This window comes from Microcoleus sp. S13_C3, from assembly GCF_036700905.1.
Lineage (GTDB): Bacteria > Cyanobacteriota > Cyanobacteriia > Cyanobacteriales > Microcoleaceae > Microcoleus.
On sequence record NZ_JAUBPT010000070.1, the window covers coordinates 16,284 to 40,081 of the forward strand.

The window sequence follows — 23,798 nt, forward strand, 5'->3', positions numbered from 1 at the left end:
TAAACGCAAAATGGTTAACATCGACGGTACTTTCGGCTTTGATTTTCTCCTGGGAACTCTCAGCAACGATACGATGAGAGGATTTGCGGGTAATGACACTATTCAAGGTTTGGGGGGAAATGACCGAATTTTTGGCGATCGGGAAAATGATTTGCTAGCAGGAAATGAAGGGGCTGATACGCTGTCTGGTGGGCAGGGAAGCGATACAATCTATGGAGGACAAGGTGAAGATTGGATTTTTGGCGATCGGGGTCACGATTTGCTAATAGGCGCCGAAGGCAGGGATATCTTGACAGGAGGCGCGGGGGAGGATTTATTTGTGATGGAAAAAACCTCCGCCGCCTCTACTATTACTGAAGCCGATATAATTACAGATTTTGGCGACGGCAATGATAAAATTGTCTTGACAGACGGCATGAACTTTAGCGATTTAGAGCTTTCTGTTTCCGACAACCAAACTATTATGAAAGATAAAAACTCGGGTAATTATTTAGGAGTTGTTTCGGGAAATTCTAATCTGACTGAATCCAACTTTATTTCGCTGTTTGGCGGACTAGATAGGGGTCAGCTTTTGCCAATTTCTGTTAACACGATTATAGCCGATCGCGCGATCGGACTGGAAGTGGCGCAAACTCCCCAAGAACAAGCCACAGGTTTAATGTTTCGCACAGAATTGCCGGATGACAGGGGAATGCTTTTCCCGATAGAACCTGCGCGAAACGTGCGTTTTTGGATGAAAAACGTGTTTATTGAGCTCGATATGGTTTTTCTGCGGGAAGGCATCGTGCAGGCGATAATTCCTAACGTACCGCCGTGTTTGAGCGAAACCTGCCCCAACTACGGCCCCGATGTTCCCGTTGACGGAGTTATTGAACTCAGAGGCGGAAGGGCGGCCCAATTGGGACTCAAAGTTGGCGATCGGATTCCCAATTTACCCTAAAAAGGTAGATGATATCATGTCTGTTTGATTCGGACTTGTATGATGTTAAATTTTGTAGGGGCGGGTTCACCAACAATAATTGCCCATAATCTACAATATAATAAACCCGCCCCCACCCATACTACGGGACATGATATGATTTTATCGCAGCATTAAACATTTGTGCATCCAATGAATCCTATTGAATTAAAAATAATACCCCATCAAACTCAAGACGGTTTAGCTTACCAACATTTGCGCTTGCGAATTACCACTCAAGACGGTATCATCATACCCGATGATTTACAAGGTTTGAAACTTCCTCAAAACGTTCAATTCAGCCAAGGAATTGTCATTGAAGGTAGAGGAGCAATTTGGCTGTATGGGTATTTAGTGCACGAATGTCATCCTGCAGCTTGGGTGGGATGTTACGATCCGCGATTAGAAGGTGCCGTGGTAGTAGCGACGCACAAGCACGAGGTATCTGTTGGACAGGTATTAAAATTGAGTTTACCAAGCGATTAAGACTCTCCTGAGTTTGAGGTAATAATAAATAAAAATAAAACTTGCTTTGGTGGGGGCATATTACCTGCGTTAGCGACACGCTAACACTACTGTTTCCACCACAAATCCAGGAGAGTCGCGATTAAATTAGAGCGTGTTGAGTGAATAGTCCGAACTATTGTGCACCAGACTATCCAGCTATGAATGCCGCTCCAGAAATGCAAGTCTTGAACAGTCAGGATGCCTGTGCCACAATAATATAATTTTTGGAGAAGTCTATTCACAAACATTAGTCGATCGCCATACAAACCCGCGAATCTTTTTTGTCAGAAGCTAGGGGCGATCGAACACTCGTGAATTTACCAAACTTGCAATTTTAGTGTGAGGACTTATGACTATTACTCGCGTCTCTGTAGACTCAGCAGGCAATCAGGCGAACGGCTTCTCCAACGCTTACTCCATCTCAGCCAACGGGCGGTTTGTGGCGTTTCAATCTCAGGCATTCAACCTCGTGCCGGGAGACACCAACAATAAAAACGACATCTTCGTGCGGGACTTGTCAACCAATACTACCACCCGCGTCTCTGTAGATTCAGCAGGCATTCAGGGAAACAACGACTCCTTCAATCCCTCAATCTCAGCCGACGGGCGGTTTGTGGCGTTTGCATCTTTTTCCAACCTAGTGCCGGGGGATACTAACAATCAACCGGACATCTTCCTGCGGGACTTGTTAACCAATACCACCACCCGCGTCTCTGTAGACTCAGCAGGCAATCAGGGGAACAGCGACTCCAACAATTCCGCCATCTCAGCCGACGGGCGGTTTGTGGCTTTTCAATCTTATGCATCCAACCTAGTGCCGGGAGACACTAACAATCGGTTCGACATCTTCGTGCGGGACTTGTCAACCAATACCACCACCCGCGTCTCTGTAGACTCAGCAGGCAATCAGGGGAACAGCGACTCCCTCACCCCCTCCATCTCAGCCGACGGGCGGTTTGTGGCGTTTACTTCTTATGCCTCCAACCGATTGGGAGAGACGAACAATCGCGACGACATCTTCGTGCGGGACTTGTCAACCAATACCACCACCCGCGTCTCTGTAGACTCAGCAGGCAATCCGGGGAACAGCGACTCCTCCAATCCCTCCATCTCAGCCGACGGGCGGTTTGTGGCGTTTCAATCTCAGGCATCCAACCTAGTGCCGGGAGACACTAACAATTTTTTTAACCAAGCTAAGATTTTCGTGCGGGACTTGTCAACTAATACTACCACCCGCGTCTCTGTAAACTCAGCAGGCAATCAGGGGGACGAAAACTCCTTCAACCCCTCCATCTCGGCCGACGGGCGGTTTGTGGCGTTTTCTTCTGCTGCATCCAACCTCGTGCCGGGAGACACGAACAATAAACAGGACATCTTCGTGCGGGACTTGTCAACCAATACTATCACCCGCGTCTCTGTAGATTCAGCAGGCGATCGGGGGCAGTATGACAACGCGTTATTTGGGCCCTTAATATCAGCCGACGGGCGGTTTGTGGCGTTTGCATCTGGTGCATCCAACCTCGTGCCGGGGGATACCAACAATACCACCGACATCTTTGTTTCTGACACCGGCAACACTTCAGGTGGCATCAATAACCCTCCAAACGTCATCAACGGCACTCCCGGCAACGACAACCTGACAGGCACTCCCGGCAGCGACACCATCAACGGTTTGGCAGGCGATGACGTGCTGACTGGTTTGCGGGGCAACGATATCATCAATGGTGGCGACGGCAGCGATAACCTGTTTGGGGGAAAAGGTTTTGACACCCTCAACGGCGGTTTGGGAAACGATAATCTTGGCGGTGGCGCGGGCAACGATGTATTTGTTTTAGGTGGGGGATTTGGAGTTGATACCATCTCTGATTTCGCCAACTCTCAAGATACCATTCAATTAATCAACGGCTTGACTTTCGGACAGCTATCAATTTCCCCTGGAACTAACGGCACATTAATTAGAGTAGCCAGCAGCGGTGAAGTTTTAGCTTCTTTGATAGGCGTTGCTCCCAATTTCATTGGCCCTGAAGATTTCCTCTCTGTTTAGATATCTGCCGATGCTCAATTGTCTGCTTTGTCCTTTCACCGAATATTTCACCTTTACTCAAAGAACGCGATCGGGACTTATGCACTCCGACAGAGAAACCGGGTTTTTTACCGAATCTGCGGGTCACAACGCAGTATTTTCGTAAAAAACCCGGTTTCTGAACCCCCGTGTACAAGCCCTAGCAAAAAATGGTTTGACGCGCAATATACTGTTGTTAGCTCTTAGTTATTAATTATGGCAAGTTACAGAACAGTGTTGTTTCTTAACAGCCTAACTGTAGTATTTGTAGGGCTAGTGACGGCGTGTCTGACTTTATTTGGTTCTTCAGTAAAAGGGTTATTTTTGCCGCATTGCTCTGCCACGTATCCGGCTGCAGGTTTCTTTTTTTTGGCGTTTCAAATGTTATTTTATTTATCGGTAATGGTGTGCGCTTTTACCTTTGGATTGCTGAGAATTATTCAACCAGATCGCCCAGAAAATCGATTTATTTTATATTCGGCACTGTTTGCAGGTTGCTTTCTATTCAATGAAGTTTTTCGCACCCATGTTCATCTAGGACGTGCGGGTTTTCCGAAAGTGACAATTGTCATATTTTACGCTGTGCTGGCAATTGCCTACGGATTAGCTTTTCGGAGACAAATTCGCTCGACTGCCTATCCTTTACTGCTGAGTGGCGTTGGTTTGTTATTTGTTGCCTTTTTTGCAGAAGCGCTGCCTTTAAAAAACGAGATTGTTTCGAGCTTGCTGGAGGGAATACCGAAGCTGTTGAGCGGGATTAATATTGCACTTTATTTTTGGTTTTTGTGTCAGGGTTTGATAGTGCGATCGCTCAATTTTTCTAACAATAAATTACATCCCGAATGAAGTAAGATGAAAATTTGCCGTTGGGTGGGGGCGGGTTTTTGAGATTGTCGGTTTTTGGCAAATATTGTTGGTAAAACCCGCCCCTACATGATTGTATAATCGGTTAAAACTGAGATATTGCACCCTTTTCAATTAGCCTTTTCTGAACAGGCTTTCCGGCCTGTTCCACAAGAAAATTTATATTTTGTGGAACAGGAATCTTGCCTGTTGCTGACGCAAGATGCCTGTTCCACAAGAAAATTTATATTTTGTGGAACAGGAATCTTGCCTGTTGCTGAAAATGGTGCAAAATATCAGTTAAAACAAAAAGTACCGCTGCGCCATTGGCAAAACTGTTGCCGGTTCGCAAGTTAACAATTCCCCATCCGCCCTGACTTCATAAGTTTCTGGATCGACTTCCATTTGTGGCAAATAATCGTTGAGTTTCATATCTCTTTTACTAATTTGTCTGGTGCCGGAAACTGCTACAGTGGGCTTTTGCAAACCGAGCTGTGCCGCAATATCTCGATCGCGCGCAGCTTGGGAAACAAACGTCAGACAAGTCGCCCCAATCGCACCGCCAAAACTGCCAAACATCGGCCGCATATGCACCGGTTGCGGCGTCGGAATGCTGGCGTTAGCATCTCCCATCTGCCCATAGGCGATCGCCCCTCCTTTAATTACCAGTTCCGGTTTCACCCCAAAAAAAGCCGGCCGCCACAAACACAAATCCGCCAATTTCCCCTCTTCCACCGAACCGACATACTGACTAATTCCGTGAGTTATTGCCGGATTAATTGTATATTTCGCAATGTACCGCTTCACCCGAAAATTGTCATTTTCTCCTCCTGTGGAACGGGCATCTTGCCCGGATAAATCACCTGTGGAACGGGCATCTTGCCCGCCCAAACCCCCTGTGGAACGGGCATCTTGCCCGCCCAAACCCCCTGTGGAACGGGCATCTTGCCCGTATAAATCACCTGTGGAACGGGCATCTTGCCCGTATAAACCCCCTGTGGAACGGGCATCTTGCCCGTTCAAATTCCCCCTTTGAACCTTCATTTTATGTGCCGTTTGCCAAGTCCGAATAATCACCTCTCCCACTCTCCCCATCGCCTGAGAATCCGAAGAAATCATACTAAACGCACCTATATCGTGCAAAATATCCTCAGCAGCAATAGTTTCCCTTCTAATTCTCGATTCAGCAAAAGCCACATCTTCAGGAATGCCTCGATCCAAATGGTGGCAAACCATCAACATATCTAAATGTTCTTCTAAAGTATTGACAGTGTAAGGGCGAGTCGGGTTAGTTGACGAGGGCAAAACATTAGCTTGTCCGCACACTTTAATAATATCCGGTGCGTGTCCGCCGCCAGCACCTTCGGTGTGGTAAGTGTGAATAGCGCGATTTTTAAATGCGGCAATTGTAGCTTCCACAAATCCCGCTTCATTGAGAGTATCGGTGTGAATTGCAACTTGCACATCGTACTCGTCAGCTACACTCAAACAAGTGTCGATCGTTGCTGGTGTAGTTCCCCAATCTTCGTGGAGTTTCAAACCCATTGCACCGGCAAAGATTTGTTCGACTAATCCTTGGGGTTGACTGCTATTTCCTTTACCTAAAAACCCTAGATTTACCGGGAAAGCGTCAGCAGCTTGCAGCATTCGGTACATATGCCAAGGCCCAGGAGTGCAGGTTGTGGCGTTTGTACCCGTTGCGGGGCCAGTGCCACCGCCGATCATTGTCGTGATTCCAGAGGCGATCGCCACTTCAATTTGCTGCGGACAAATAAAGTGAATGTGAGTGTCAATTCCCCCAGCCGTGAGAATCATTCCTTCACCGGCAATTACTTCTGTACCCGGCCCGATAATAATATCTACCCTATCTTGAATATAAGGATTTCCGGCTTTACCAATTTTGTAAATTTTGCCGTCTTTAATCCCAACATCTGCTTTAACAATTCCCCACCAGTCTAATATTAAAGCATTAGTAATTACCGTGTCAACGGCACCCTCAGCATTAGAAATAGGCGACTGTCCCATGCCGTCGCGAATGACTTTGCCACCGCCAAATTTAACTTCATCCCCGTAGGTGGTGAAGTCTTTTTCAACTTCAATGAATAATTCTGTATCGGCTAACCGGACGCGATCGCCCACAGTCGGCCCGAAAGTTTCCGCATAAGCGCGGCGATCCATTCTGTAACTCATTTTAATCCACTCCTCATCAAATTTTCTAGAATTTTTCTCATTGCCCCAATGCTTGAGTATACATTAATTTATGCTAAAAATTTTCCGTTTGTATACCTTCTATAAACTCAACAAATGGTTTGAAACATTGAGGACATTTCTCGGCAATTTCTTGATACCAAGTCTTCCCTAGTATCAATTGTGGATCCACCCTTTTATCGTATTTTTTGCCAGAATCTCGGAAAAGTTGATCTACAATTTTCGAGGGGGGGCGATCGTGATTTTGGTCTTCTACTGGTATTGTCCAGGTGACAGCTAGAGAAGTAACTCCTAGTTTACCTCGTAATGCAGATTCAGCCGCCAAAATCAAAGCTTCCATTTCGTATTTAAAACAAAAAACTTTGAAGCGTTCTTTGAGACGTTCATCCTGAATACCTTTCTTTTGTAATGCTTGATAAAAATTCTCCATAATTCCAGCTTTTAGCTGTTGAAAAGTCTCATGGGGAAACCCTTTATTCTTAGGATATAAGTCTGGCAACAGAATTACAATTGAATTCGGAGTCCTGCAAAGAATATTAACAGCTTTTATTGGAGCATTCAGCAGCAACTCTTTTTTAGCGTCACCTCCTCTATCATTGTTCTCTCCTTTGATTGGAAAAAACTCTATACTGACACCTTCTTCAGATTTTTGGTCAATCAAATTTACTAACAATGCTTCCATTGCATTTTTATCTGATGGCCCTTCTACATAGATAATTACCCTCATGGTAGAAGTTCCAATTCATCACTGCGGTGGAGTTTTTCAATTTCCTCTGTCCCAAAGTCATCAAGCATATCTGTTAAAACTTTGGAATTACCAGGTTTAATAAACTTTGATTCTCCATTCTCCTTTCGCATCACAGCAATTTGGGAAATATCAAATTGGGTTAAAAAATAAGAAGAATGAGTAGCCAAAAGAACCTGAGTGCGTTCAGCAGCTTTTTCAAACAATCCTGCTAAAAGAGGGAGTGTCCGAGGATGAACACCTTGATCCGGCTCATCAATACAAATTAGAGAGGGTGGTTTCGGGTGCAAACAAAGACAAATCCAACAAATTAATCTTAGAATACCATCGGATAAATCCGCAAGACTTAAATCCTGGTTAATCCCCTTTTCCTGCCAAAATGCGATAACTTCCCCAGGCCCGCCGCGAGCTTTTACAGTCAATTTTTTGAATCCTGGAATAACTGATTGTAAATGTTGTTGCAGGTCATCAAAAACGGCGCTATGTTCAGTCATTAAATAGTGTAATACTGAACTCAAATTGCCTGCATCTTCATCCAACACTGGTTCTTGTTCAATGAGAACAGATTTGCGAATTTTGTGATTAGCAATGTTAAATGAACTGTAAAATTTCCAACCCCCGATATACTCTCGTAGTTTATAGAGAGTTGCTAAATCTGGATTTGTTATTGTCCTGAGTGCGAGTTGATTGCGTTTTGGAAATACGCGGTTTGTCTCTGCATATCCTGGTTCGCGATACAAACCTTCAGTACCTTTAATATCCATGAACAAATGTTGAGATGACTCCACTCGCTCGAAAGAAATTTGCGGATTGCTTCTCGGCCCCATGAGTTCTCCTTGATAGGAGATATTAGACTCACCTGTATCAATTTTCAGCTCCCATTCAAACTTTTCTGAGCCGGGAATATGGAAAATCTGTTGACCGATAGAACCCTTAATAATTTCGTTAGGAATCTCGCTTTCCATACTGTGGGTCAAAAATTTTAGAAACTCAAACAGGCTTGATTTCCCAGAACCATTAGCTCCGACAATAATTTCTAGTGGTTCCAATGGAGCAGTAAAATCTCGGAATGGTCTATAACCCTGAATTTTGATTGAGGTTATTCGGGAGTGCGGTGTCATTTCGCTACCTGTCGTTTTAGTAATATTGTTGATAATACAGGACTTACGCACGGCTGCCAAAAACCAGGTTTCTCTGTCAATATCTATCGCATAGATGCACAATTTTTCTCAGAAACTGGGTTTTTCGCGTAAGTCCTATAATAGTCTAATTGTCTCTCATCCATCTAACTCACCATTCACTTTTCCATTAAAGCCGTAGACTTGACGACTACCAACAAACGGCACTAATTGAACTTCCCTTTCATCTCCCGGTTCAAATCTAACTGCTGTTCCCGCCGGAATATCCAATCGCATTCCTTTTGCTTGTTCTCGATTAAATTCTAAGGCTTCGTTGGCCTCATAGAAGTGATAGTGGGAACCTATTTGAATGGGTCGATCGCCTTTATTTCCTACCAGCAACCGCAGCGTAGGGCGATCGGCATTTAATTCTATTTCGCCTGCTGAAACAATCATTTCTCCGGGAATCATCTTTTCCTCCTCTGAGTCTATGTGGTTAATTTTTTAACGGATCGGATCGTGTACTGTTACCAACTTAGTTCCGTCCGGAAAAGTCGCCTCAACCTGGACTTCATGCACCATTTCTGGTATCCCTTCCATCACATCTTCCCGCGTCAGGAGAGTTGTCCCGTAACTCATTAAATCGGCGACGGTGAGGCCATCTCTTGCTCCTTCTAAAATGGCGGCGGAAATGTAGGCTAGTGCTTCTGGATAGTTTAATTTTAAACCTCTTTGTTTGCGGCGCTCTGCTACCAGGGCGGCGGTGAAAATCAGCAGTTTGTCTTTTTCTTGGGGGGTGAGTTGCATTTTTATTCTTGTAAGTGCGATCGCATTATTTGGTTATGATATCGTTTACGGTTGTTTCTGAATGATTAAACCGCAAAGGGCGCTGAGGGCGCAGAGTCAGAGAAGAGAGAGATGAATAATCTAGTTAGGAGGGCAACTATAGATTGAAACTCAAAGATCATCCTATTTTATCCAAACTCTGGGCAAACAGCAAGGGCGTTGTGAAAAAGATAAGCGCAGCAAGTGCCAAATGCTGACAAACCAGTCTCTAGCTGCGGTGGTGGATGTACCGCGATATCGGCACAGCAAACCGTTAGGAATACGAGTCACGCCGACGGTGGAATTACCAGGATAAACTGTGGCCTCAGATGGCAAATCTCGCACTTTTTCCACGAGTTCGGCTGTAACGGGTTCGCCTAGCCAAGCGAGGGTGGCGACTACGGGTTTTCCTGCGAGGCCGTGAGGACTTTCGAGCATTTTTTCTCCACCTTTGAGCAATTGTCTGTCAATCCATAAAGGGCTGTTTTGTTGCCAGATTTCGGTGTGCGAGATCCATTCTCCAGACAAGAACTTTTCGCCCCTAGCACTGCGTCCAAATCGGGTAATTTCCCACAGTAAAATCCTCGCTGTTGGTGCTAATTCTACCCGCAAATTTTGCCGATATATTGCGCCGTCAAAAACTATTGTTTCCTGTGGCAGCCATTCTAAATTAGCACCTGGTTCTAGTTTGATGTCAATATTTTGTTGTGATTCTAGTCCGCTGCTGCGATAGATTTTACTAGCAGCGGCGCTGGTAATCAAGGCTTTGGCGTTGGGTTGGAGGTGAAAATGGCTGGAAAGTCGATCGCCCCCGACAACTCCACCAGCCGTGTGCAAGATGACGCTGTGACAAATCTCTTTACCTTCAGGATAAAACGGGCGCTGCACCTTTAGGGGCGCTTGCATTTGATTGTGAATGATTTGAGTTGCACCGCTGCGGTTAGCGTAGACTAAATCCAGGCTGCCGTGCCATCCATTTTCAACTTGATCTATATGTTGTTTGGTCAAATTTTCCGTCACTAATTTTTAAATTTAAAAACATTCCCAATCAAAAACATACCACGACTGCGGCGCTTCCCTGCAATTAGTTAAATAATGATAATCGTTATCTAAAATATTTTTGGTTTCTGCACTTATTAGTATAATAATTTACATTTATCAAATGTCAGATCGGCGAAGATGCGCGTACCATGTAAAAATCAGTAACTAGAGGAGTGCAGAATATGCCTCAAGTTCTCTTCAAAGTTGACTTGACCAAACCGATGTCTGAACAGGAATTAGTCGGTCACAATCGCTGGCATCCAGATATTCCAGCAGTAGTTTCCGTCAATCCCGGCGATGTATTTCGCATCGAGTGCAAAGACTGGACAGACGGACAAATTAAAAATGACGACAATCCCGACGACATTCGCGATGTAGACTTAACAGTAGTTCACGTTTTGAGCGGGCCAATTTACGTTAACGGCGCGCAGCCAGGAGATATTTTAGTAGTCGATATCCTGGATATCGGGGCTTTGCAAGGGGACGAATGGGGTTTTACGGGAATTTTTGCTAAAGAAAACGGCGGCGGTTTCTTGACCGAACATTTTCCGACTGCTGCTAAAGCAATTTGGGATTTTCAGGGAATTTATACCGCTTCCCGACACATACCAAAAGTCAGGTTTGCTGGGATTACTCATCCGGGTTTAATCGGCTGCGCTCCTTCTCAGGAATTGTTGAATAAATGGAACAAACGGGAAGCGGAATTAGTAGCAACAAATCCCGATCGAGTGCCGCCTTTAGCAGCACTGCCGAACCCAAAAAATGCTGTTTTGGGGTCGCTGCAAGGGGCCGAATTCGAGCGAGTTGCGGCAGAAGCGGCGCGCACAGTTCCTCCCCGCGAACACGGCGGCAATTGCGATATTAAAAACCTGTCGCGGGGTTCGAGAATTTATTTCCCGGTTTATGTCGAAGGCGCGAAACTTTCGATGGGAGATATTCACTTCTCTCAAGGAGACGGGGAGATTTCATTCTGCGGGGCAATTGAAATGTCGGGGTACATCGACCTCCACGTTGATATTATCAAAGGTGGCATGGATAAATACGCGATGGTCAACCCGATTTTCAAACCCGGGCCGGTGGAACCCCGCTATTCTGAGTACCTCGTTTTTGAAGGGATTTCTGTTGATGAATTTACGGGTCAGCAGTATTATATGGATGCCCACGTTGCTTATCGCCGAGCTTGTTTGAATGCGATCGAATATTTGAAAAAGTTTGGTTTTACCGGAGAACAAGCGTATTTACTGTTAAGTTGTGCTCCGGTTGAGGGTCGCATCAGCGGCATTGTGGATATTCCCAATGCTTGCTGCACTATTGCTTTACCGACAGAAATTTTCGAGATGGATATTCTGCCATCTTAATTACAGGATTTACGCACAGATTCGCTTTTGTAGGGTGCGCCGAAGCGCACCTTACCCCCACAAATAGTGGAAAAATTTCTTTCTTGCGTAAGTCCTAAATTAGTAGGGCGGGCGCGGCCCGCCGCCTAGTCCTTGCATCCCAAATCTACAATCAAAAATTGATATGCCTCTTTACGATTTTAAGTGTGAAACTTGCGGCATTTTTGATAAGTGGCGCCCTCTTGCAGAAGCAGATACATTGGTGCTTTGCCCGAATTGCGAAACTGTTGCTAAACGCATCTTTTCGCCGCCGATGATTCTAACTGGAAAGCTGCGGTTGAAAGGTCAAGAAAATCGGGAACCGGAGGTAGTTAAGCGTTCTGAGGAACCTAAACCGCAGCGGAATCGCGAACACCGAGGGGGACGGCCTTGGATGATCGGTCACTGATGCAGTTTGATAAGTAATTGGACAGAATTAATTACACACTGATTTTTTGCTGATTCTTTACTAGACAAGGCTTGTAGCCCAAATTTTTGTGTAATTAATTGTGTCCTACTACTTATTCCGACAGTCCGATAGTCCGGCAGGGAATGAATTCCCTGCCTCAAAGCGAAAGTCCTCGCTATGAGGACTGTAAAGTTAGTATTTGCTTGCTGTGCGTAAGTCCTGTATTTCAGTCGGTTTCAACCGACTTTTGCTATTAGACAGGGACTTCAGTCCCTGGCGGGCCTGGCGGGCAAAGGAAGTATTGTAAAACTTCATTGAGTTTATAAGCAATTATAAACAATAATGGTATTATGTTGTAAGTGTTGAATAAGGAATACGCACAGCCTGAAGAACGCAAGTCTCAAATGCAACTAACACAGAGGCACATCATTAAATCAACGTCACACCGTTTCGCCCAAATTGACGAACTAGCTTTCAAGTCCAAAAACCTCTACAATGCCGCCAATTACGTCATTCGTCAGAGCTTTATTTATGGATGGGGTTATGTCAACTACAACGAAATGAACCGATTGATGAAGTCTCATGAAGCATACAAGGATTTGCCTGCTAAAGTAAGCCAGCAAATTTTGATGGTGTTAGACAAAAATTGGAAATCGTTTTTTGAAGCCGTTAAAGCTTACAAAGTTGATTCTTCAAAATTCACGGCTCGCCCAAAAATGCCGAAGTACAAAGATAAAGTTAAAGGGCGAAACCTTCTCGTTTACACGATTCAAGCGATTAGCAGCAAACAGTTGAAGAAAGGAATTATCAAGCTTTCCGGCACTGAACTTTCAATTAAAACCCAACTAAATCCCAACCAGATTTGTCAAGTTAGACTGGTTCCGAAATGTGATTCCTATGTAATTGAGGTGATTTATGATGAGCCGGAGCCCACCGTCAACAACGCTACTTCTATAGCTAGTATTGATTTGGGACTGGATAATTTAGTGGCGTTAACTTCAAATCAGCCGGGATTTATCCCTTTGTTGATTAACGGGCGACCATTAAAATCGATTAACCAGTTCTATAACAAACGCAAATCCCGATTACAATCCCAGTTAAAAGGGCATCGTCAAACCTCACCCAGGATGCAGCGATTAGCTCGCTGTCGCAATCAGAAAGTTGATAATTACTTGCATCATGCTAGCCGTCTAATTATTAACCTTTTGCTCACCAAGCAGATTGGGACGCTAGTAATTGGCAAGAACGCGCAGTGGAAAACTGAAATCGAGTTAGGGAAGCAAACCAATCAAAACTTTGTTAGTATTCCTCACTCTCGATTAATTGAAATGTTGGAGTACAAAGCTCGGTTGGCGGGAATCACAGTAATTGTGCAGGAAGAATCCTACACATCCCGATCCAGTTTTTTAGGTTTAGACCCAATTCCTGTTTATGGAAAAACAGAAAAAGAGCCTGTGTTTACTGGTAAGCGGATTAAGCGGGGTTTGTACAAAACATCGACTGGTCAGTTAATTAATTCTGATGTCAACGGTTCGTACAACATCCTCAGAAAAGCAATCCCAAATGCGTTCCGCTATGGGATAGAGAGCTGCGTAGTTCAGCCAATGCGGGTCAATCCGCTCAAAGTAAAAGTGAAGGGGGAGGGACTTAAAGCCTCCCATGTCTATAAATGACTATACTTTTGCCAGCTATGAATCAATTCTACTCTCTTTAAAAAAGGCTAGGGAGTATCGAAATTTTAAGCGATCGCTGCGTAACTTCTAACCAGATTATACTAATTAATATGCGTTTTAAATTATCCTCCCATGCCAGCCACCCCTGAAAGCCTCCAGAAATTCGTTAGCTACTGCCAGCAACACATTACAGGCGATGAAAAAGGACAAGCACAAGTATTTTTAGACCGCTTCTTTCAGGCTTTCGGCCACGATGGGGCATTAGAAGCAGGGGCAACCTATGAGGAACGCATAGAGAAAAGTAGCAAAAAAGGTCAAATGGGATTTGCTGATTTGGTGTGGAAAAAGCACGTTTTGATTGAAATGAAAAAGCGCGGTGAAGATTTGACTAAAAGAGAACACCGCACCCAAACAGAACGCTATTATATTCGCCTCAAAAAAGACGATCGCCCGCGCTACGTGATGATGTGCAATTTTGACGAGTTTCACATTTACGATTTCGACCTTCAGCCGGATCAGCCTGTAGACATTATATCCCTAAAGCAATTGCCCGCGCGATCGCCCGCTTTTGCCTTCATGGAATCTACCAGCCGCCGCCCCATATTCAAAAACAACCAAGTCGAGATTACCGAAAAAGCTGCTAGCAGAATGGGGATGCTGCTGGAAATGCTAATCGAGCGCGGCCAAGAGCGCAAATTTGCTAAATTTAATCAGTTTCAAGCCCAGCGATTTGTGTTGCAGTGCGTCTTAGCAATGTTTGCCGAAGATAGGGGACTTTTGCCGCCGGCACTCTTTACTCGCTGCGTCAAAGATTGCCTAGAAGGAGCAAGTTCTTACGATGTCTTGGGCGGCTTATTTCAAGCAATGAATCAGCAGGGAGTCACGCCGGAAGGACGTTATGAAGGAGTCGAGTATTTCAACGGCGGATTATTTTCGGAAATACACCCCATTGAACTGCAACAGGGAGAGTTGAAAATATTAGAAGTTTGTGCCGAACAAAACTGGAGTCAGGTACGCCCTTCTATTTTTGGCAATATCTTTGAATCGGCTTTGAAAACCGATAAAAAACAGCGCCGCGCTTACGGGATTCACTTTACTACTGAGGGAGACATTCGCCGCATTGTTCTGCCCACAATTAGCTATTACTGGGAAGAGCGAATTGACGCTGCAAATACCGTAGCCAAACTGCAAAATTTGCACCAAGAATTAGGTCGCTATCGCGTTCTAGATCCGGCTTGTGGTTCCGGTAATTTTCTGTATGTAGCTTATCAGGAACTCAAGCAAGTTGAAAAGTTACTTTTAGATAAGCTAAACGAGTTCGACGGTACAAGAGGTTATATGAATTTAGTGACGCCGCAGCAATTTTACGGCATGGATATTAACTCTTTTGCGGTGGAGTTGGCGCGGGTGACGTTGATGATTGGCCGCAAGGTGGCGATCGATAATTTGGGATTGAAAGAACCTTCTCTGCCTTTAGATACTTTGGATAAAAATATTGTCTGTGCTGATGCTTTATTTACTGATTGGGTGAAGGCTGACGCGATTATCGGCAATCCTCCGTTTTTAGGCGGAAAGCACATGAGGATTGCCCTGGGAGATGAATATATTGACCGCGTGTTTAAACGCTTTCCTGATGTGAAAGATTCGGTGGATTTTTGTGCTTATTGGTTTCGCATAGCTCACAATAATTTAGAACTAAATGGCCGGGCTGGTTTAGTTGCTACTAATTCAATTAGTCAAGGTAAAAGTCGTGCTGCTGCTTTAGATTATGTCGCGCAAAATGGCGGTCACATTTATGCAGCCGTTTCTACTCAGCCTTGGTCGGGGGAAGCTAAGGTTCATGTTAGTTTGATTAACTGGAGCAAGGAAAAGCCGAAAGTTTACTATTTAGATAATCTCGTGGTTTCAAGTATTAACTCTTCGCTGCAAGCTACGATTGATGTTTCTCAATCTGCCCGGTTGTCAGCGAACTCAAACAAATGCTTTCAAGGTATAATTCCAGTGGGAATGGGATTTATCGTTACTCAACAACAGGTTAATGATTGGATTAAAGCTGATGCGAAAAATCAAGAGGTTCTTAAACTTTTTTCAATGGGGGCTAATCTCGCAAAAAATCCTAATTGTACGCCGGAACGCTGGATTATTGATTTTAATGATATGAGTATTGAAGAAGCTAGCAATTACGAACTACCATTAGAGCATATTAGGAGTCATGTTAAACCTGAACGCGAGCAAAACCGCGAAGCTATTCTGCGAGAAAAGTGGTGGAGATTTAAGCGTACTAATCAAGGAATGAGAAAGGCGATAGCCCCTTTATCTGACTACTTCACCGTACCCAGAGTCTCAAAATGCGCTGTCTTCATTCCCGCTCCTGTTAGTTGGCTGCCGGGAGACAAATCAGTAGTTGTTGCCTCTGATGATTTTTATATTCTCGGCATTCTCTCATCTAAAATTCACCGAATTTGGATGCACGCTCAAAAATCAACTCTCAAAGCAGATATCGCATACACCCACAATACCTGCTTTGAAACTTTCCCATTTCCCCAGACACCGACTCGTCAATCAGTAGAGCAAATTCGGGCAACGGCCGTCGAATTGCATCACTACCGCACTCAACAAATGTCAGCTAAACAGTGGGGAATTACTCAACTTTACAATAATTTTTTTGAAGAACCAACAAGTCAACTTGATAAACTCCACGCTAAGCTCGATCGCGAATGTAATGCAGCTTACGGATTGACTGACAGCGACGATATTTTAGCAAAAGTGCTGGAATTAAACCTAGAACTGGCCGAAAAAGAAAAACGGGGAGAATCGGTAGTTGGGCCTTGTGTCCCAACTGACTACAAATACTAATCGCTGTTACCCTAAGTTTTGTAAATTTGCGTATAATCACATAAATTGTTGATAGAGATCACAAACACTCTAGTCTAAAAAGAGAGATACTAGGGGAAGCGTTGAGTATTGAGGGGTGAGTTTTGAGCTAAAGATTTCAAAATTCAAAATTAAACACTCAAAACTGCTTTCGACCTTCAGCATAAGTGCATTCTGCTTTTCTTCGCTCATTTACTCCTGATTTGTTTGGGAGGAACTTTCAATGTTATTATTTAACCACAGTCAGTCCAAAAATAGCAAAGTAGAGCAAAAGCACTATGCTCAAAAACATTTGTTACAAACTTCAACTATTAATCTAACTGGGCTAAAAGCAGACTGCAACCATTTGCGGATCGGTCAAAAAATTAGCTATGGCTATGCTTTAGCTATCGGCATAGCGATTTTTGGAACTGGTGCGGGACTGCGATTGGGAGACTACTTTCGCAAGCAAGCTTTAGTTCAGGTGAATGTTGCTGGGCAGCAGCAGCAACTGCTGCAAAATTTGCAAAATACCGTATTTGAAGCCCGATCGCACGCGGCGAGATTGCCAGCCGTTTTGGGAAACAATCTGGCGCTAAAATACGAACAAGATCGGTTTTTCGGGCAAGTTCATCAGGCGAAAATCTTGATTTCAGAAATTGAATCTTTCGCACGAGAAAATCCCGATAGACTAGCAACAGAAGAGGCAGCATTGCACGCTATATTGAAGAAATCTGCCCTCGTCATTGATTACTACGCTCAGCTAATTAAATTGCAGTTAAAAGAAGCCCAAGTTGGGAACTTGCCACCCAACAGCATCGAGTCCGCACAGCTACAAATGTTGAGGGCTAGCAGCGGCCAAGAGGCGATCGTACTAGATAAGCTTGCTCAAAGTTTAACGGAGCTAATTTCTACAGTAGAAATTCACAAACAGCAAGGAACCCAAGCATTAGAAGAATCTGAAAATTTGCGAAACCGAATTATTCTCGCAAGTATGCTAATTTCAGCACTCATCGCTGTCGCACTGGCGGACAAAACCAGCCGCGCGATCGCCCAACCCCTCGAAACCGTTACTAATGTCGCTCAGCAAGTCACTCGCGAATCGAATTTTAACCTGCAAGTACCAGTCACAACCGACGATGAAATCGGAGTTTTAGCGGTCTCTTTCAATCAATTAATTCAGCGAGTTAGCGAGTATACAAAAGAACTAAAAGAAACTCAATCCCAATTAATTCAAACCGAAAAAATGTCATCTCTCGGTCAAATGGTTGCAGGGATAGCCCACGAAATCAACAATCCTGTCAACTTCATCGGGGGCAACATTGACTATGCCAACCAATACATCGAAGATTTGGCAGGTTTGGTAACTCTCTATCAAGAATATTATCCCAACCCACCAGATGCCATTCTAGATCGCATCGAAGACATTGAACTCGAATTTCTCAGAGAAGACTTACCAAAAACCCTCTCTTCGATGAAAATGGGAGCCGATCGCATTCGCGAAATTGTCGTATCCATGCGGAATTTTTCGCGATGCGACGACGGAAAAATGAAATCAGCCGACATTCACGAAGGAATTGATAGCACCCTCGTAATTCTCAATCATCGGCTCAAACAAGGTATTCAAGTTATTAAACAATACGGCAAGTTGCCTGCGGTTGAGTGCTATCTGGCCCAACTCAATCAAGTATTTATGAACGTGATCGGCAATGCAATAGATGCGCTGGAAGAGGTGAAAAAGGAAGACAAAGGCTATTCGCCAACGATTTGGATTAGCACGGAAATTACGGCCGACAATACTGTCACCGTCAAGATTCGGGATAACGGGCCGGGAATTGCAGCAGCCTCTGCCCAACAGATATTTGATCCATTTTTTACTACAAAGTCGATCGGCAAAGGTACTGGATTGGGATTGGCTATTTCCTATCAAATCCTTGCCAAGCATCAAGGCAAAATTGAGGTAAATTCTCAAATAGGACAGGGCACGGAATTTGTGATTACTTTGCCAGTTGCTGCGTAATATAGGACGGGCTAGAAGCCCATTCCACAAATTTGGGACGGGCTAGAAGCCCATCCCACAAATTTGGGACGGGCTAGAAGCCCATCCCACAAATCCTGCAAGAATTACTATAGCCATCCTAAATCATTTGTGAAGTTCTTACTCCCTCCCCTTGATAAGGGGAGGGTTGGGGTGGGGTCAAACCTTTACGACTCCTGCAAGGATTGCTATATAAGCTGGCGCGCATCTAATTTGAAGAATCCTCTTTCTGAAAACTCTTGTGGGCTGGGCTTTGAACATCGCCCGAAAAAAATAAAGTTAAATGCCGCAACAGCTTATTAACTCACAAAGGATTGAATTTCATGGGGGCGGAGGGACTTGAACTAGCGCGTTGCTTTAAATCTACGATTTTGTGTCGTTCTAGCTCTTCTTTTTACTCACACCAAGAGTCCTGTTTTAGATTTGAGCGAAAACTAAGCAGCTTGCTGTACGCTGAATACAGCAAGCAAACTCAACACTGTTAGAGGATTGAGCGAAAAATGAGCGAAAAATCTAATTCCGTCACAGTAAGCACCAGCGCTGATTACCTTATCGGCTACGAGCGAATTCTCGACTACTTTAAGCAAGCACAGAAAGAATGCCCCAAAGGGGTAGGACTAAAGAAGGATAGCAAGGCTAAGGGGTCTTACATTACCCTCCAATTCAAACTAGGTGACAAACGGGTCAATAAAACCTGTGGCTGCTACCTAACGATGCAAGGTATTACTGATGCTCTGAAAAAAACTCATCTAGTTGCTAGCGCACTACAATCTTTCTCTAATGAGACTCAGTTTTTAAGCTGGTACGATGATGTAATCCTGGAAAAGAACGTTGTCAAAAATGATTTGATAACGTTTGGCGAGGCTGTCGCTAAAGTAGAGGAACTATACTGGAATGGACGCACTAAACGCCGTCAGCAGCGTGACATAAATAGCATTAGTCAGCAGTATTCTTGGAGATGTGTCTATGGTGACTATTTTAAGCTATTACCAAAGGACAGGATTGTAAATTCAATAGATATTCTGTCAGTAGTTAACAGTAAAAAACCAGGCACTAAATGTTTTAAAAACTGCCTGTGCGCTATGCGAAAGCTAGCTGAGGCTATTGGCAATACCGATTTGCTCATTCGCCTTAAAGAGATTGACGGTACGCAAACAGAATTTCGTGAAGACCTTCAAACCTTATCGGTAAATGAATTCTTGAAGCTTCACGATGATGTATTGAGTATCCCTGATGATGACAAACGCTATAACTTGGAATCGCGTAAACGATGGTTGTGGGTATTTTCGATGCAAGTAGTGTACGGCTTTCGAGTTCACGAGGTCTTTGCCGTTCAGAATATCGACAAACCATTTAAGACAAAGGATGGTGTTATCATCCCTGCGTTGACTGAGCCAAACAATAAAAAAATGATTGCTGTAGTTGGTGATAAAACACTATTAGATACTACAACCAAAACAGGCTACCGATTGTGCGTACCCATGCTTCCGCCTACTCATCATGACTTGATAGAGTGTCTGGAAATTAGATCAGGTAAATTGCCTGAAATTAACTCAAACTCAAACAATCCCAAGGTAATTGTTGGTATATACAACGACCGCGCCAGGAGAGCTTTAAAAAGATGGAATAAAGGCTTTACTCAGTCTCATGCGTTACGGCATTTGGCAAATCTTAATGGTCAAATGGCGGGAATGTCTCAAGAAATGAGAGCTAAAAGTCTGGGACATTCAACACAGATGAATGAAGGTACTTATAAAAAACGAGCCAATACTAAAACGACAATTGACTTGCTAACTCATTCAACAAAAGAAGCTATTCCTCTGGGTAGTGCAATTGGGGTGCTTAAACAATTGGGTAGGGATGCAAAAAATATCAAATTACTAGCCGCTATTTACGGCATTACACCCCACGAAGTGATGGAGTTGCTCAGCGAATAATTTGAAACAAAACTTTACAGTTCCTGTGTTGACAAGGGACTGTAAGTCTGCAATCGTGAGTAACTAAGGAAGATTGATGCGCGACTGACTAGCGATTGAGCCCGCTAACCAAGTCACGACTTCCCCAAATCGTTTTATCGCAACGTTTGGAGCTTAATAATTATGCCACTTTCAGCCGATTGTCCTTGCGGACGATCGCAACTCTTTACGTTTGACGGAACCGACAAAATTGTTATTGACCGTCAGGTTTTTAAACATTTGCTGGGGCTTGTTTGTCGATCCACTGATATTCTTGCCAACGCTCGTCATCGTGAAATTTTTCTTGAATCGCTCAACAGTTACTTAACTGAAGCCACTCTTTTAGATGATACCGATTGTTTTCGGGCTTCTCTTCTTCTCGATGCTTATTACGAATACGTGCCAGCAAGTTTAGTTTTACTTAGCCATGTTTTGGATGAAGCTCATGAATTGATGCGGGGGCTTAAGCATGACTAAACCCATTGTCAGCTACCGTCGCATCGACCAACTCAAGGCGATCGCTTTTGATTGTGGCTTTACCAATGAAGACGCTCGACAGTTTGGCAAGCTTTCAAAAACTGCTACGTGGGAAGCACTGCTTGAACTGTACCTTGTTAACCGCGAGACACTAGACACAGTGCTAGACCTACCGCTAGACAGTGTAGGCACAACACCTGAATCGCATGACACAGGTGAAACAGTCGCAAGCAGTCGCAAGCAGTCCGACTGTCTGTATACCTTTACAAAACCACTAGACACAGTGCTAGACCTACCGCTAGACAGTGTAGACGTTGTAGACACTGCCGTAGGCACGACACCTGACTTGCTTCGTGTAGACGGTTGTGTAGACAGTGTAGACACCCTTGACTGGACTAACGACGGTTCATTCCCTGTCTGCGGATTTACCCGCCAGAATTCCACCTTTTTAGACTGGGTTGATTTTGGGCAACTCATCGCACTTGTACTCGCATCGGCAGGAGTCTTTGTGCTGGCAATGTCCATGTGGCGACAAATCAATCCCTTGAATTTATTTCCCTCCCCAGTTCGCATCAACATTCAAATCGGGACAAAATTATGAGCTTACAACTGAGACTATTCGGTGGCGGTCAGTCCGACACTGGCAAACTTTCGGCTAGCAATGAGGGCAACCACGCGATCGACAAATCTAAAGTATTGGCGCAGACCGACGCGGGTGCGATTAGCCCCACCAACCCCGGCAACTTCGGGTCTATTCGATCGGTTCCAGTTGTACCAGCTCCGAGGTATTTCACCAAGGATGAGGCGGATGCAGTGAAGGATTTAGCCAAGGAAAAAACCGACGGGGCCCGACAATCTAAACGCGCCTACAAAGCACTGGGGAAAATTGAAGCGGCTGATGCTGTGGTGCATAAAGAAAACAGAAAATACGAGGGCGTAGTCGCTGACCAGGAACTCAAGAAAGTTCGATCGAACTCTGGACTTGCCAAAAAGCTTCATGCACTCCGACCAGGATATGCGCGCTTGGGGCTAAGTATTGACAAAGCTGACAGCGATGCCCGCACTCGGATTGACGCCATTAAAGCCAAGTTGACTGGGGGCAACAGCTAATGAAAGCGATGTATCTGGCAAATTACTTCGTTGCCGGATGCGTCGCTTTCTCCCTTCTGGGATGGATAGCGAGTCTGCATCCAATGGCAATGAAAGCCATTTTATTTTTGTTAGCAGCAATTGCGATTGCTTGGGGTTTAAGTTGGTTGCTTGACTACTCCCTGAGCAAATTGCTCAAGATTTCAGTGGCTGACTTACAGGCAGTTCTAATCTGCGATTTGGCGATGCTGCTGATTGGTTTTGGGGTGTTTCTATGCAGCTAAGACTGTTTGTATTGAGTGCGTCCTCTGTCGTGCTGTGGTTGGTTCCACTAGCAGCACTAGACAAAACGCTAGACACTCACAAAGCGGTGCAAGGTGTCAGCTTGTGTGCTGCAATTGCTTGTGCTGTTACCGCTGGAAATATCGCCCGTCAATTAGCTGACGAGGGAGAACTTGAGGAATTGAAGCTGAGGGCGATTAAAGCGGATGTAGAGGATGAAATCAGCACCAGCGTCTATGTTTCACAGCAACAAAGACAGCAGGAAGCTGAACTTATCCTGACTTCCCCTGGCGTTGATGTGGAAGCTAGCCGTCAAGCGCTGGAAGCTATATACAGTGGCAACTTACAGGAAACTGCTTCCGTTTCCGACTCTCCTGATTACCTTATATACTTGGAAGTTTGTAAGTCAATGCAAGCGGGTAAGTCTGTGACTTGGATTATTGAGAATGTACTCAAAATGGGAGGGCGGAAATTTGGAGATGGCAAGGTAAAATTAGAGTCAATTTTGAAACAGTTCGAGGGGAAACTCAATGAGTGAATCACTACAACTAGGAAGCTTCCGAGTGATAGGAACTAAAACAGAAATTACAAACACCTTGGCATTTTTAAGAACTAAGGGTTGCGTGTGGAATAGCAAGGAAAAATATCATGCTCAACGGGGTGACGCAAATAAGTTTGCCTACTACCTAAATAACGTAAGAACACCGCTTGTAATAACATCCACACCCACTGCACCCAATCCCAATGAACCACAGCCAAAGCCCTATGACGCGGTGCTGGGTGACAAGAGGCGATCGAACCAAACTTGAGGTAAAATTCAAGACAAGTAAAACAGTCCTAGCCCCGCAAGGGTGGCCCTAGAAACAAGGGTGCTCTAGGTTATCTGTTAAGACCAAATAGGCAATTGGTGGAGTCCCAGGCTGTGGCGACGCAGCTTAATCTATAGGCGACTCTCGGCCGTTAAGACCGAGAAAAAGCTTTGGAATCAGAAAGAGTAGGCGCAAAATGTTCGGCTTGAGTGGGTTTTTGAAATATCCTTAAGCAAATTTCTGCGGGAATCTTTCCAAAGTAGAGTCATGCGGGAGGGCGGATCTAAGCAGAGTCCGGGAAACTGGCAGCTACGCGGGCTGCGCGTACCAAGGATGCAACACACCAATTTACAAACCCTAAGCTGAAGAACCCATTGGTACGGGGAAACTGGCTTTTTTCACCATGCTTTTTTTGGTGAACAAGAGCTAGGTTCCAAATTTTAGCTATATCTCAAACCCACATTCCGCACTTCAAGTTGAAGTACGATAAAATAGAATACCGAAAAAGCCAAAAACCCGGATAATTCAGA

22 protein-coding genes are annotated in these 23,798 nt (G+C 44.5%); 16 read left to right on the forward strand and 6 right to left on the reverse strand.

Features of this window, described 5'->3' with window-relative positions; genetic code table 11:
• Positions 1 to 10 precede the first annotated feature (10 nt).
• The 4 genes from QUA16_RS19430 (at position 11) to QUA16_RS19445 (ending at position 4,373) form a co-directional block, all read left to right on the forward strand.
• A complete protein-coding gene (locus tag QUA16_RS19430) occupies positions 11 to 940 on the forward strand; it encodes a DUF192 domain-containing protein (protein ID WP_333105338.1) in 930 nt (309 codons plus the stop codon).
• Between the two features lie 171 nt (positions 941 to 1,111).
• Entirely contained in the window at positions 1,112 to 1,444 is a 333-nt protein-coding gene (crn3, locus tag QUA16_RS19435; RefSeq protein WP_333105339.1) for a CRISPR-associated ring nuclease Crn3/Csx3, read from the forward strand.
• Positions 1,445 to 1,814: 370 nt separating this feature from the next.
• Positions 1,815 to 3,509, forward strand: a complete 1,695-nt coding sequence (locus QUA16_RS19440) for a calcium-binding protein (protein ID WP_333105341.1) — start codon at positions 1,815 to 1,817, stop codon at positions 3,507 to 3,509.
• 234 nt (positions 3,510 to 3,743) lie between these two features.
• The gene (locus QUA16_RS19445; RefSeq protein WP_333181301.1) at positions 3,744 to 4,373 is read left to right on the forward strand and encodes a hypothetical protein; all 630 of its coding nucleotides are present in this window, start codon (positions 3,744 to 3,746) and stop codon (positions 4,371 to 4,373) included.
• A gap of 297 nt (positions 4,374 to 4,670) precedes the next feature.
• Here QUA16_RS19445 and ureC read toward each other — a convergent pair whose 3' ends face one another.
• The 6 genes from ureC to QUA16_RS19475 all read right to left on the reverse strand — a co-directional run bounded on the left by ureC (position 4,671) and on the right by QUA16_RS19475 (position 10,286).
• Positions 4,671 to 6,560 carry an urease subunit alpha gene (ureC, locus tag QUA16_RS19450; RefSeq protein WP_333105343.1) on the reverse strand — a complete coding sequence of 630 codons (1,890 nt, stop codon included), beginning with the start codon at positions 6,558 to 6,560 and terminating at the stop codon, positions 4,671 to 4,673.
• A gap of 73 nt (positions 6,561 to 6,633) precedes the next feature.
• A complete protein-coding gene (locus QUA16_RS19455) occupies positions 6,634 to 7,305 on the reverse strand; it encodes a DUF4276 family protein (protein WP_333105345.1) in 672 nt (223 codons plus the stop codon).
• On the reverse strand, positions 7,302 to 8,444 hold the full coding sequence (locus QUA16_RS19460; protein ID WP_333105365.1) for an AAA family ATPase: 1,143 nt from the start codon (positions 8,442 to 8,444) through the stop codon (positions 7,302 to 7,304). The genes QUA16_RS19455 and QUA16_RS19460 overlap by 4 nt, the downstream gene beginning before the upstream one ends.
• Positions 8,445 to 8,600: 156 nt before the next feature.
• Positions 8,601 to 8,912 carry an urease subunit beta gene (locus QUA16_RS19465; protein ID WP_333105346.1) on the reverse strand — a complete coding sequence of 104 codons (312 nt, stop codon included), beginning with the start codon at positions 8,910 to 8,912 and terminating at the stop codon, positions 8,601 to 8,603.
• A 33-nt stretch (positions 8,913 to 8,945) separates the two neighbouring features.
• Complete coding sequence (ureA, locus tag QUA16_RS19470; protein WP_015179363.1) at positions 8,946 to 9,248, reverse strand: urease subunit gamma; 303 nt, start codon at positions 9,246 to 9,248, stop codon at positions 8,946 to 8,948.
• Between the two features lie 162 nt (positions 9,249 to 9,410).
• On the reverse strand, positions 9,411 to 10,286 hold the full coding sequence (locus QUA16_RS19475; RefSeq protein WP_333105347.1) for an urease accessory protein UreD: 876 nt from the start codon (positions 10,284 to 10,286) through the stop codon (positions 9,411 to 9,413).
• Between the two features lie 203 nt (positions 10,287 to 10,489).
• Here QUA16_RS19475 and fmdA point away from each other — a divergent pair, with 203 nt between their 5' ends.
• The 12 genes from fmdA (at position 10,490) to QUA16_RS19535 (ending at position 23,268) form a co-directional block, all read left to right on the forward strand.
• Entirely contained in the window at positions 10,490 to 11,665 is a 1,176-nt protein-coding gene (fmdA, locus tag QUA16_RS19480) for a formamidase (protein WP_333105348.1), read from the forward strand.
• Between the two features lie 163 nt (positions 11,666 to 11,828).
• Positions 11,829 to 12,092 (forward strand): zinc ribbon domain-containing protein, encoded by a 264-nt coding sequence (locus QUA16_RS19485; protein WP_333105350.1) that lies wholly within the window; start codon positions 11,829 to 11,831, stop codon positions 12,090 to 12,092.
• A gap of 404 nt (positions 12,093 to 12,496) precedes the next feature.
• Entirely contained in the window at positions 12,497 to 13,765 is a 1,269-nt protein-coding gene (locus QUA16_RS19490; RefSeq protein WP_333105351.1) for a transposase, read from the forward strand.
• A gap of 132 nt (positions 13,766 to 13,897) precedes the next feature.
• Complete coding sequence (locus tag QUA16_RS19495; protein ID WP_333105352.1) at positions 13,898 to 16,621, forward strand: DNA methyltransferase; 2,724 nt, start codon at positions 13,898 to 13,900, stop codon at positions 16,619 to 16,621.
• Positions 16,622 to 16,862: 241 nt separating this feature from the next.
• A complete protein-coding gene (locus tag QUA16_RS19500) occupies positions 16,863 to 18,638 on the forward strand; it encodes an ATP-binding protein (RefSeq protein ID WP_333105354.1) in 1,776 nt (591 codons plus the stop codon).
• 518 nt (positions 18,639 to 19,156) lie between these two features.
• A complete protein-coding gene (locus QUA16_RS19505) occupies positions 19,157 to 20,593 on the forward strand; it encodes a hypothetical protein (protein ID WP_333105356.1) in 1,437 nt (478 codons plus the stop codon).
• 162 nt (positions 20,594 to 20,755) lie between these two features.
• Positions 20,756 to 21,088 carry a hypothetical protein gene (locus QUA16_RS19510; protein WP_333105358.1) on the forward strand — a complete coding sequence of 111 codons (333 nt, stop codon included), beginning with the start codon at positions 20,756 to 20,758 and terminating at the stop codon, positions 21,086 to 21,088.
• Complete coding sequence (locus QUA16_RS19515; protein WP_333105359.1) at positions 21,081 to 21,689, forward strand: hypothetical protein; 609 nt, start codon at positions 21,081 to 21,083, stop codon at positions 21,687 to 21,689. Before QUA16_RS19510 ends, QUA16_RS19515 begins: the two co-directional genes overlap by 8 nt.
• On the forward strand, positions 21,686 to 22,198 hold the full coding sequence (locus QUA16_RS19520; protein ID WP_333105361.1) for a hypothetical protein: 513 nt from the start codon (positions 21,686 to 21,688) through the stop codon (positions 22,196 to 22,198). The genes QUA16_RS19515 and QUA16_RS19520 overlap by 4 nt, the downstream gene beginning before the upstream one ends.
• Positions 22,198 to 22,461 carry a hypothetical protein gene (locus QUA16_RS19525; RefSeq protein ID WP_333105362.1) on the forward strand — a complete coding sequence of 88 codons (264 nt, stop codon included), beginning with the start codon at positions 22,198 to 22,200 and terminating at the stop codon, positions 22,459 to 22,461. The genes QUA16_RS19520 and QUA16_RS19525 overlap by 1 nt, the downstream gene beginning before the upstream one ends.
• Positions 22,452 to 22,997: a hypothetical protein gene (locus QUA16_RS19530; RefSeq protein ID WP_333105363.1), complete on the forward strand. Its 546-nt coding sequence runs from the start codon at positions 22,452 to 22,454 to the stop codon at positions 22,995 to 22,997. Before QUA16_RS19525 ends, QUA16_RS19530 begins: the two co-directional genes overlap by 10 nt.
• Positions 22,990 to 23,268, forward strand: coding sequence for a hypothetical protein (locus QUA16_RS19535; RefSeq protein ID WP_333105364.1), 279 nt, complete (start codon positions 22,990 to 22,992; stop codon positions 23,266 to 23,268). Before QUA16_RS19530 ends, QUA16_RS19535 begins: the two co-directional genes overlap by 8 nt.
• Positions 23,269 to 23,798 lie beyond the last annotated feature (530 nt).

Coding starts and splice junctions, on each gene's coding strand:
- QUA16_RS19490 (WP_333105351.1), top strand. CDS start 12,497: ATGCAACTAACACAGAGGCACATCATTAAATCAACGTCACACCGTTTC.
- QUA16_RS19495 (WP_333105352.1), top strand. CDS start 13,898: ATGCCAGCCACCCCTGAAAGCCTCCAGAAATTCGTTAGCTACTGCCAG.
- ureA (WP_015179363.1), bottom strand. CDS start 9,248: ATGCAACTCACCCCCCAAGAAAAAGACAAACTGCTGATTTTCACCGCC.
- QUA16_RS19530 (WP_333105363.1), top strand. CDS start 22,452: ATGCAGCTAAGACTGTTTGTATTGAGTGCGTCCTCTGTCGTGCTGTGG.
- QUA16_RS19455 (WP_333105345.1), bottom strand. CDS start 7,305: ATGAGGGTAATTATCTATGTAGAAGGGCCATCAGATAAAAATGCAATG.
- QUA16_RS19515 (WP_333105359.1), top strand. CDS start 21,081: ATGACTAAACCCATTGTCAGCTACCGTCGCATCGACCAACTCAAGGCG.
- QUA16_RS19465 (WP_333105346.1), bottom strand. CDS start 8,912: ATGATTCCCGGAGAAATGATTGTTTCAGCAGGCGAAATAGAATTAAAT.
- QUA16_RS19440 (WP_333105341.1), top strand. CDS start 1,815: ATGACTATTACTCGCGTCTCTGTAGACTCAGCAGGCAATCAGGCGAAC.
- ureC (WP_333105343.1), bottom strand. CDS start 6,560: ATGAGTTACAGAATGGATCGCCGCGCTTATGCGGAAACTTTCGGGCCG.
- QUA16_RS19500 (WP_333105354.1), top strand. CDS start 16,863: ATGTTATTATTTAACCACAGTCAGTCCAAAAATAGCAAAGTAGAGCAA.
- QUA16_RS19445 (WP_333181301.1), top strand. CDS start 3,744: ATGGCAAGTTACAGAACAGTGTTGTTTCTTAACAGCCTAACTGTAGTA.
- QUA16_RS19460 (WP_333105365.1), bottom strand. CDS start 8,444: ATGACACCGCACTCCCGAATAACCTCAATCAAAATTCAGGGTTATAGA.
- fmdA (WP_333105348.1), top strand. CDS start 10,490: ATGCCTCAAGTTCTCTTCAAAGTTGACTTGACCAAACCGATGTCTGAA.
- crn3 (WP_333105339.1), top strand. CDS start 1,112: ATGAATCCTATTGAATTAAAAATAATACCCCATCAAACTCAAGACGGT.
- QUA16_RS19510 (WP_333105358.1), top strand. CDS start 20,756: ATGCCACTTTCAGCCGATTGTCCTTGCGGACGATCGCAACTCTTTACG.
- QUA16_RS19505 (WP_333105356.1), top strand. CDS start 19,157: ATGAGCGAAAAATCTAATTCCGTCACAGTAAGCACCAGCGCTGATTAC.
- QUA16_RS19520 (WP_333105361.1), top strand. CDS start 21,686: ATGAGCTTACAACTGAGACTATTCGGTGGCGGTCAGTCCGACACTGGC.
- QUA16_RS19525 (WP_333105362.1), top strand. CDS start 22,198: ATGAAAGCGATGTATCTGGCAAATTACTTCGTTGCCGGATGCGTCGCT.
- QUA16_RS19485 (WP_333105350.1), top strand. CDS start 11,829: ATGCCTCTTTACGATTTTAAGTGTGAAACTTGCGGCATTTTTGATAAG.
- QUA16_RS19430 (WP_333105338.1), top strand. CDS start 11: ATGGTTAACATCGACGGTACTTTCGGCTTTGATTTTCTCCTGGGAACT.
- QUA16_RS19535 (WP_333105364.1), top strand. CDS start 22,990: ATGAGTGAATCACTACAACTAGGAAGCTTCCGAGTGATAGGAACTAAA.